The sequence below is a fragment of the Terriglobia bacterium genome (genome assembly GCA_036496425.1).
GTDB lineage: Bacteria > Acidobacteriota > Terriglobia > 20CM-2-55-15 > 20CM-2-55-15 > 20CM-2-55-15.
Map to the genome: position 1 here is coordinate 1 of DASXLG010000190.1, position 9274 is coordinate 9274.

Here is a 9274-nt window from a genome sequence, read left to right on the forward strand (position 1 = left end):
ACGGCATTGTTCAACCGCTAAGGAAAAGCGGGAAGGAACCACAAGAAGCACAAAAGGCACCAGAAAGTCGCGGCTTTCTTGTGCCTTTTGTGCTTCTTGTGGTTGCTTCCATTCTTCGTGCTAAGATGCCGGAACTCTCAGTCCAAGATGTCCAGTAAGAAACAGCTCCTTTTTCCTCTTCTATTCACCGCAGGACTCGCCGGTCTTGGGCTCCTCGCTCCCATTCGTGAAAACCCGAAAGCGCTTTGGGCTTTTCTTGGCACGGCGCTGGTGCTGGCGGGATGGAACATCGCACTCGGGGCCACGCTTCGCGCCGGCCGCAAACTCGCAATCGAGGTCGTCATCCGAAAACAACATTACGTGCAGGCATGCGCGCAGGCGTGTGTCCTGCTCTACTGGGGCTGGTACTGGCAGCCCGTTTCCAATTTCGCGCCTTTCATTCTGGCGCAGCTGCTTTTCGCCTACGCCTTCGACATGCTGTTCTGCTGGTCGCGGCGCGACAGCTATGTTCTGGGCTTTGCACCCTTTCCGATCATTTTCAGCATCAACCTGTTTCTGTGGTTCAAACCGGACTGGTTCTATCTGCAGTTCGCAATGGTGGCGCTCGGCATCGCCGCGAAGGAACTGATCCGCTGGAACAAGGAAGGACGGCCGGCGCACATCTTCAATCCTTCATCGTTTCCGCTGGCTGTGTTTTCGGTTGTGCTGCTGGCGACGGGAACGAGCGGCATCACATTGGGCCAGGAGATTGCGACGACGCAGTTCTATCCTCCTCACATGTATCTGTGGTTGTTTCTGATCGGCCTGCCCGGGCAGCTTCTGTTCGGCGTCACGTCCATGACGATGTCGGCCGTTATCACGACCTATTTATTCGGCCTTCTCTATCACGCTTCGACGGGAATCTACTTCTTCTACGACTCCTATATTCCGATCGGTGTCTTCCTCGGTATGCTTCTGCTCTTCACCGACCCGTCGACATCACCGCGTACGGAATTGGGACGGATTGTTTTCGGTTCTTTGTATGGCCTGGGCACGGTGCTGGCGTATCAACTGCTCGGCAGCGCCGGCATGCCGACGTTCTATGACAAACTGCTCCCTGTTCCGATTTTGAATCTATCGATCATCGCCATCGACCGTGCCGCGCGCTCGGGCATCCTCCGGAGATTCGACCCTGCGGCGATCGGCCGCGCGCCCACTCCGTATGCGCGCAACCTCGCCTACGTTTCGGTCTGGGCTGCGGCTTTCGCCGTCATGAGCGCCGCGCAGGGAGTTGGGGACAGTCATCCCGGGCAATGGCTGCCGTTCTGGCGGCAGGCCTGTAAAGAAGGGCGCTCTTTCGCATGTCCGTATCTTGCGGATCTCGAGTCCAGCTTCTGCGATCGCGGATCGGGCTGGGCATGCAATGAGGCGGGCCTGCTCTATATGAGCCTGGCCCAGTCTGGCGAAGATCTCCGCCGGACGGATCCCGCCGGCGCGGCCGAGCCGTTCATGCGTGGATGCGATCTGAACTCCCCGCCTGCATGCCGCAACCTCGTGGAATTGAAGAGCGGTGAAAACGGCTTCACGACCGCACCGCCGAAACTCGACGACTACCCCATCATCCTGAGAGGAAGCAAAGGGCCGGTCCGCGAACGGGATGCCCCCGCCTTATATGCGCTCGCCTGCCGCGAAGGCTGGCAGGCCGCATGCCGGCTCAGCGGTCAATGATTCATCTGTGCTGAGCGAATAACCACCCCACGAGCCCCGGCTCCCTGAAGACGCGGTCCCAAATGTCATGTCCCATGCCTGAATACTCGGTATAACGCGGATGACCGCCTTCGCCGCGAATGTCTTCAATCATTTTCTGGATTTCCAATATGCGCGGATCATTGCTGCCGTGAAACGCCCATATGGGGAGAGCGGAAATGCTCTTTGCGGAGCCGGGTCCTGTGCCGGCGCTGGATACAAACACCGCCGCGGCAAATGTGCGGGGATGAGACTTCACCAGCTCCCATGCCGCGGCTCCGCCGATGGACTGCCCGAGGACATAAATCCGGTTCGGATCGATAGGAAACGCGGTTTTGAGGGCATCGATCACATTAAGCACAATTTGAACATCGGACCATCGGCCTTCGCTTTGAGGAACCAGAATAAAGGCAGGATGGCGCGCCACATTATCCGGCGTAGTCCAAAGATGCGTGCCGGGAACCTGATCCCCCTGGATCTGCCGGAGGTTATCGGCGCCAGAGCCGCCGGCTCCATGCAGCCAGAGAATCAGGGGATACGGTTTCGGCTTTTTGTATTTCGGAGGAATGAACAGGCGATACCGCAGCGTTACTCCACCCTGGTTGTAGACCCTCGCGGCAAAACCATCTACCGGTTCCTGGCTCATCGCCGGCAAAGCAACACATATAATCGCAAGGATCAGCAATACCAGCCGGTTCATGCGAGATTTATATCGCAGGCACATCCTCCCCTGACATTGCAGATTTACCGGTTCTCGTTCTGGCACTCGTCGCATAATACAACCGGTCGCCGTAAGGCGGAGGATTCAGGTTTCGATCTTTGGAGGAATTCAGCCTTGTTTTTTTGGATCTATAACTATCCAGCATCGGAAATTGGCGCATTGTTCGCCTTTGTATTCGTCGGCATAACGTATCTTGGAATTTTCCTGTTCCAGCGTTTCTTTCACTCCCGGGTTCATGGCAAGCGGAGTATCAACGATATGGTCGGCCTGGCTCTGTCGAGCCTTTCGGTTTTGTATGGCTTGCTGCTCGGGCTGATCGCGGTCGCAGCCTATCAGAATTATTCGTCCGTCAGCGATCTCGTGACGAAGGAGGCTTCCAGCCTCGCGGCGCTGTACAGCGATCTCGAAGGTTATCCGCAACCGATCCGCAGCAGATTGCAGGGCGAGCTTCGCGACTATACGCGATATGTGATCGACGAGAGCTGGCCGGAGCAGCAGCGCGGCATGGTGCCTTCCGAAACCGCTCACCGCACGGCGATTTTTGTCAACGACATCCTGTCCTTCGAGCCTTCGGACAAAAGAAGCGAAACGATCGTGCACACGGAAGCGCTGCGGCAGCTCAATAACATGCTGGAGCTGCAGCGGAACCGGCTCGCCAATGTGACTTCGGGGCTTCCCGGCATCCTGTGGGCGGTGGTTGCGATCGGGGCCATGCTGAGCATCCTTCTGATCGTGATACTCGACCTCGAAGTGCAAGTCAACCTGCTGCTTGGTGGAGTCTTATCCTGTTTCCTGGGCCTGACCATTTTTCTCATTGCCGAGATGGACAATCCTTTCAGGGGCGGGTTCAGCGTGGGCGCGGACCCGTTTCAGCTCGTCTTCGACACAGTCATTAAACCCAATGAGACCGTCAACAAATCCATGGCGACATTGATCTCAAGCCTGAAGAATCTCGGTTCACCGAAGGTCGAAGGCAAAGACCCCGTCGCCGGGAAAGAGGTTCCAGGCCTGTATTTCGGGACCACCAGGCTGAACAACTCCTTCGACATTGTGGATGATGTCGTCAAACAATTCGGAGGCACCGCCAGCATTTTCGTGAAGTCGGGCGACGAATATGTGCGCGTCGCCACCAACGTCAAGAAAGATGACGGCTCACGCGCGATCGGAACGAGCCTCGATCCCAATGGTCCGGCGATCGCAAGAATCCGAAACGGCGAGGCCTTCTATGGAGAAGCGACGATCCTGGACAAGCCGTACGTTACCGGCTATGAGCCCATCCGGGATGCTTCGGGTAACGTCATCGGCATTTACTATACGGGGTATATGAAGCAGTAAGACCATTGGATCATTGCACCATTGCAAGTTTCTTCATTGCTTCAGGTTGAATAAATGAAAAAACGTCGAAGTGATGCAATTGTGCGGTTTGAGCACCTGACCGATTGGGTGATGCGCGGTGGGATTCGTTTCGAGCACTCTAGCCACAGGAGATATTCATGACAACAGCGTGGCAGCAGTTTTCGAATGAGCTATCTGAAATCATCACTTCGGCCGGCAAGTCGATCGTTGCGGTCGATGCACGGTCCGGCCATACATCGAGCGGGATCGTCTGGCGGCGGGACGCAATCCTGACCGCAGCGCATGCCGTACGGCATGAAAACAATATCGGAATTATCTTTGGGCCCGGGCAGTCTGCCGTGGCGCGCCTTGCCGGCAGAGATCGAGGAACGGACATCGCGTTGCTCAAGCTCGATCAGGAAATCGATATGCAGCCTGCGGCGTGCGGGAGCACCGAATCGCTGGCGGTAGGTGCCCTGGGAGTTGCCATCGGCCGCACCCGCCGGGGAAACATCGTGGCCAGCAGCGGCATCATCAGCGGCCTGATGGGCGAATGGCGGGCTCGCGGAACGCAGATCGATCAATTCATTCGTCCGGACTTGAATCTGTATCCCGGTTTTTCGGGAGGCGCGCTTCTGGACCCGGCCGGCGCGATCCTCGGGTTGAATACCAGCGGCCTGCTGCGCGGCCGGCCGATCACGATACCGTCGTCGACGCTTTTGAGAATTGCCGAAGAACTGGCCGCATCCGGACACGTTGCGAAGCCGTATGTCGGATTGGTCATGCAGCCCGTCCAGATTCCCGAATCCCTGCAGAAGAAGGCAGGCGTGGACAACCAGACCGGTCTGCTGGTGATGCATGTCGAGCCGGCAGGCCCTGCCGATCAGGCCGGGGTTTTGCTTGGCGATCTCCTCGTTGCGATGGATGGTCACGGCTTCAGCGAATTGAGCGATCTGTCGGAGTCACTGAGCGGGAAAGCTGCCGGACAGGAAGTTCAGGTTTCTTTGATACGCGGCGGACAACCGCTGCAGCTGTCGATTCGCATCGGTAATCGTCCGACGCGATAATCCTATGGTGGATCTGTGGATCATGGCGCCCTCGCCGGCCCGTCAGGATTCACTCGCGAAATGTTTTCGGAGTGAATCCGGCGTTCGTGTCATGGGCACGGCGGTGACTTTTCCAGTCCTTAAATCTCTAATCGGAGAGACGCCGGCCGATATGGCGCTCATCGAGTTGGCTGAGATGCAATCGGCGAGTGCCCGGGAGTGGCTGATTGAACTGATGGAACTGATGCCACTGGTTCTGCTCAGCCCTGAACCGGAACCGGCGATATTCAACAGAATCCGGAAGACGGGGCCGGGCGGTCTGCTGCGATCGGCGGCATCCTGTGAACAGATTGTTTACGCCGTGAAGTCGGTTGCCTCCGGTTTGACTGTGTTTGATAGTGCGGCGGCGCTGGAACCTTCGAGCGATGAAGTATTGAGCGAAGAGTTGACGCCGCGGGAAGCAGAGGTTCTCCGGCTGCTGGCCGACGGGTCAGGCAATAAAGACATCGCGTCCAGGCTGGGCATTTCCGAACACACGATCAAGTTTCACATCCGGTCGATCCTGGGAAAACTCGGGGCCGCGTCGCGCACGGATGCTGTCGCGCGGGGGCTGAGAAGCGGACTCATCGAGCTTTGAACCATGCTGAAACCCCTTATCTGGCGTTGGTTTCAGCGGAAGCAAGGACGCACAGGTATGGTCCAGGCGATATTCCCCTCCGTTTTCAAGGAGGGGTGTCCGAGCGATCAGATCGTTAGAACGCGAGGACGGGGTGGTTGGGAGAAGGTCGCGAAGCCTCATGGATGCCCGCGTCGCGCACCTTATTTTTGTTGGAGTTTACCAACCACCCCGTCTGCGCCGCTGCGGAACGGGATCTTTTTATGAGTGGCGCAGCCACCCCTCCTTGAAAACGGAGGGGAATGGGCTTGGCCCCATCAACCTCCATCCTCGAGGAGGGGAAATACTGCCTTGTTCATTTTTCTCCTGCCCCCTGTCAACAGATCGGCCTCATGCTGGGTCATTACGTCGAGGAGAGCATGTCGTCCGCAACGGTTCTGAAGATGCCGCCACAGTCGGTCCCATGGATTGAAGAGATCTTTCGCGAGCACTATCAACTCGTTTACCGCACCGCCTGTGTCATCACCGGGAGTCCCGACGATGCGGAGGATGTGCTGCAGACAATCTTCCTGAGATTGCTTAAGCACGGCGTTCCGCCAAATCTGAAAGAACCCAAGGCGTACTTCTACAGTGCGGCGGTGAAGGTGTCGTTGAATGTACTGCGTGCCCGCCGGCGGCACATCCTGACGGCCGATCCCGATGTGTTCGAGACTCCCCCGCGCTCCGGCAACTCCGATATCGACGATTCACTCCGCACGCAGATCTATCAAGCCATCGAAAGCCTTTCACCCCGTACCGTCGAGATTCTGATGCTGAGGTACGTTGAAGACCTGACGGAACCGCAAATCGCGAAAATGCTGGGAAGATCTCGCGGCACCATCGCCGTGACCTTGTTCCGTGCGATCGCTCGTTTGCGAAAGTTGCTGCGGTCATCCGGAGAAAACGTATGAAACGAGACGAAGAGAAAGTCGCGAAAATGCTAAAAGAGGCGTTGCCCTCGGATGAGCGCATGGAATTGGCGCGGGCACGTGTCTTAGAGGGCCTCCGTTCCGCGAGCGCTTCAGGACAAGTTCCGAATAATGACGTCTCCAAATACACTCCAAACAGGCTCTATTGGGGTATCGCCATAGCTGCTCTGGTTCTCCTGTCGATACCGCTCGCCCGGCGATCTGTCACAAATAGAAATGTCTATGCAATGGTCGAGAATGAAGACGGCCCGCGATACCGTGTTGCCGCCGGCCAGATTGTCGCCACGGATGTGTGGACGCGCCTGACGGTCACGCTTCCGGATGGATCTCGTATGGAAATGCGACCGCAGTCGCAACTCTCGGTGAATGGCGCGGCCGACGGCTTACGAGTTCAGTTGGACAGGGGCGGCATCATCGTAAATGCGGCCACGCAGCGGGCCGGACATTTGTACGTGGATACAAAAGATGTGACGGTTTCGGTGGTGGGCACCGTGTTTCTGGTTGCTGCCGAGGAGCCAGGGTCACGCGTCGGTGTTCTTGAAGGCAAGGTGCAGGTGAAGCAGGGCGGATTGACGAAAATGTTGCTGCCACCGGAACAGATGGTGACGAATCCGCTGATGGAATTGCCATCACTGCGTGAACAAATCGCCTGGAGCCGCTATGCAAAGGAGCATCTGGCTTTGCTGCAGCTTTACGCCGCACCGGTCGTTGCAAAGCAAGTCGAAAAACCTGTGGAGATCGCGCAGGCGCAGGAGCCACCGAAACCGGCGCAGTCGAATCCGCCGACTCCGGCCTCGGTCCGCCCTCAATTCGAAGTGGCGTCGGTCAAACGCAACAACAGTGGAAGCCGATCCGGAGGTCTTCGCGGCGGTATCGGAAGATATAGCGTAACGAATTTACCGTTGAGCGTCCTCATACAGGTTGCTTATAACGTGCGCGATTTCCAGATTGTCGGAGCTCCGGCATGGGTCAACTTGGAACGTTACGACATCGCAGCCACAGGTGAGGGTAACCTGGACAACAACCAGATCAGCGGCCCGATGGTACAGGCTCTCATCGCAGAACGGTTCAAGCTAGTCATGCACGGAGAAACAAGAGATTTACCCGTTTATTTCCTGACCATCGCCAAGAGCGGATCCAAGCTGAAAGCAAGTCAATGCCTGCCAAGAGAACCGAACACGCCCGCTCCGCCCAACCAACCGCGGTCGACGTTCTGCGGCTCCATAACAATCTCCGGCGCCAGTCTGGAGGCCAGCACCCAGATGCAGAAGCTCGCCGATGCTCTTTCGGGAGTTCTGCAGCGCAAAGTGCTCGACAGGACCGGTCTCACGGGCGACTTCGATATGAAACTCAGATGGACGCCGGACCTCAGCACTCCTGTGAATGCGGATGCGGCGCCGCCCGATGGCGGCCCCTCCATCTTTACGGCCATCGAAGAACAACTGGGCCTGAAACTCGAATCGGGCAAAGCCCCGATCGACGTTCTCGTTATCGACCACATCGATCACGCATCGGACAACTGAGAACGGATACAATTCTGGGTGGATGTGCGGACGCGTCTACCAAACCTACACGGAAGAAGAACTCTATTTTCAGTACCTCAATAAACGTCCGCTAATTCCGCTTCAGCTCACGCCGGTATATAACCTCTGCCCCACCCAGGACTCGCCGGTCTTGCGAATCGTCGAGGGGGAGCGCCGGTTCGAACAGATGCGCTGGCAGCTCGTGTCCAACCGCGAGCCCGCGTTCAACACGAAGTTATCGACGATCAATGCCAAGAGCGAGACGGCGTTCGACAGTCCGTTGTTTGGCGAACTCATCATCCGCCGGCGCTGCATCGTTCCGATCAGCGGTTTTTTTGAATGGAAGGCGGATGGCCGGAAGAAGCGTCCGTTCAAGATTCAACTTCAGAATGGCGCCATCATGAGCGTCGCCGGCATCTGGGACACCTGGCGGCCCGGCACGCCTCTGGAGCGCCGGTCGTTCTCGATACTGACGACCGCCGCAAATCGCTTCATGAGGGAGATTCACGACCGGATGCCGGTAATCCTCGACCAGAAGGTCCTCGACGACTGGCTGAATCCGGAAACGCACGAACCGCAGGAATTAAAGACACTCATGAAACCCTGTCCCGATGAGTGGCTCGCGGCGTCGGAGGTTTCGGCGCTGGTCAATTCGCCGCAGAACAACTCGCCGGAACTGCTGGAGCCGGCCTCCTCGACGGATGAACCCGATCGCGAACAGGGCCACCTGTTTGAGGATTGAAATAAGTCGAATCGAGCAACACTCCCCTCCGTTTTCAAGGAGGGGTGGACGCGCGATGAATAAAAGTCGCGAAGCATCCTTAGCCGCGCGGACGGGGTGGTTATCCACGAACCGCGAAGCGCTCCTTATTGTTGATGGAAGTTACTAACCGCCCCGTCTGCGCCGCTAAGGCACGGGGCCATTATTTGAGGGCGCAGCCACCCCGCCTTGGAAAGGCGGGGAATGTTAGTCGATTCAACTTGTGTAACACCACGTTAGAATTAAACAATGCACGACAGGATCTACGACAGCGTCTGTGAAATCATCGGCGGCACTCCGGTCATTCGATTGAAACGAATTCCGGAAAAGGACTCGGCCGAAATACTCGTAAAACTCGAATCCATGAATCCGGGCGGAAGCGTGAAAGACCGCATCGGATTAAGCATGATCGAGGCCGCCGAACGGGAAGGCCGTCTCAAACCCGGCGGCACAATCGTGGAAGCGACCAGCGGAAATACCGGAATCGGCCTGGCCATGGTATGCGCCGCCAAGGGCTATAAGGCGATCCTGACGATGCCCGACGATGTGAACATCGAGCGGGTGGCTCTGCTGAGAGCTT

9 protein-coding genes are annotated in these 9274 nt (G+C 57.3%); 8 read left to right on the plus strand and 1 reads right to left on the minus strand.

Going from position 1 to position 9274, the window contains the following annotated elements:
* The first annotated feature begins 147 nt into the window (after positions 1-147).
* Entirely contained in the window at positions 148-1707 is a 1560-nt protein-coding gene (locus VGK48_13505) for a hypothetical protein (protein ID HEY2382188.1), read from the plus strand.
* 1 nt (position 1708) lies between these two features.
* On the opposite strand, the gene VGK48_13510 is transcribed toward VGK48_13505, so the two are convergent.
* Entirely contained in the window at positions 1709-2425 is a 717-nt protein-coding gene (locus VGK48_13510) for a PHB depolymerase family esterase (GenBank protein HEY2382189.1), read from the minus strand.
* A gap of 135 nt (positions 2426-2560) precedes the next feature.
* Here VGK48_13510 and VGK48_13515 point away from each other — a divergent pair, with 135 nt between their 5' ends.
* The 7 genes from VGK48_13515 to VGK48_13545 form a co-directional block, all read left to right on the plus strand.
* On the plus strand, positions 2561-3781 hold the full coding sequence (locus VGK48_13515) for a Cache 3/Cache 2 fusion domain-containing protein (GenBank protein ID HEY2382190.1): 1221 nt from the start codon (positions 2561-2563) through the stop codon (positions 3779-3781).
* 158 nt (positions 3782-3939) lie between these two features.
* Positions 3940-4848: a S1C family serine protease gene (locus VGK48_13520; GenBank protein HEY2382191.1), complete on the plus strand. Its 909-nt coding sequence runs from the start codon at positions 3940-3942 to the stop codon at positions 4846-4848.
* Between the two features lie 4 nt (positions 4849-4852).
* Entirely contained in the window at positions 4853-5464 is a 612-nt protein-coding gene (locus tag VGK48_13525; protein HEY2382192.1) for a response regulator transcription factor, read from the plus strand.
* 398 nt (positions 5465-5862) lie between these two features.
* A complete protein-coding gene (locus VGK48_13530; protein ID HEY2382193.1) occupies positions 5863-6393 on the plus strand; it encodes a sigma-70 family RNA polymerase sigma factor in 531 nt (176 codons plus the stop codon).
* Positions 6390-7934: a TIGR03435 family protein gene (locus tag VGK48_13535; protein ID HEY2382194.1), complete on the plus strand. Its 1545-nt coding sequence runs from the start codon at positions 6390-6392 to the stop codon at positions 7932-7934. Before VGK48_13530 ends, VGK48_13535 begins: the two co-directional genes overlap by 4 nt.
* Positions 7935-7956: 22 nt before the next feature.
* Positions 7957-8676 carry an SOS response-associated peptidase gene (locus VGK48_13540; GenBank protein ID HEY2382195.1) on the plus strand — a complete coding sequence of 240 codons (720 nt, stop codon included), beginning with the start codon at positions 7957-7959 and terminating at the stop codon, positions 8674-8676.
* Positions 8677-8943: 267 nt separating this feature from the next.
* Positions 8944-9274 (plus strand): pyridoxal-phosphate dependent enzyme (locus tag VGK48_13545; GenBank protein ID HEY2382196.1); only part of this gene is annotated, 331 nt, incomplete at its 3' end.

Coding starts and splice junctions, on each gene's coding strand:
- VGK48_13505 (HEY2382188.1), top strand. CDS start 148: ATGTCCAGTAAGAAACAGCTCCTTTTTCCTCTTCTATTCACCGCAGGA.
- VGK48_13510 (HEY2382189.1), bottom strand. CDS start 2,425: ATGAACCGGCTGGTATTGCTGATCCTTGCGATTATATGTGTTGCTTTG.
- VGK48_13520 (HEY2382191.1), top strand. CDS start 3,940: ATGACAACAGCGTGGCAGCAGTTTTCGAATGAGCTATCTGAAATCATC.
- VGK48_13525 (HEY2382192.1), top strand. CDS start 4,853: ATGGTGGATCTGTGGATCATGGCGCCCTCGCCGGCCCGTCAGGATTCA.
- VGK48_13530 (HEY2382193.1), top strand. CDS start 5,863: ATGTCGTCCGCAACGGTTCTGAAGATGCCGCCACAGTCGGTCCCATGG.
- VGK48_13535 (HEY2382194.1), top strand. CDS start 6,390: ATGAAACGAGACGAAGAGAAAGTCGCGAAAATGCTAAAAGAGGCGTTG.
- VGK48_13540 (HEY2382195.1), top strand. CDS start 7,957: ATGTGCGGACGCGTCTACCAAACCTACACGGAAGAAGAACTCTATTTT.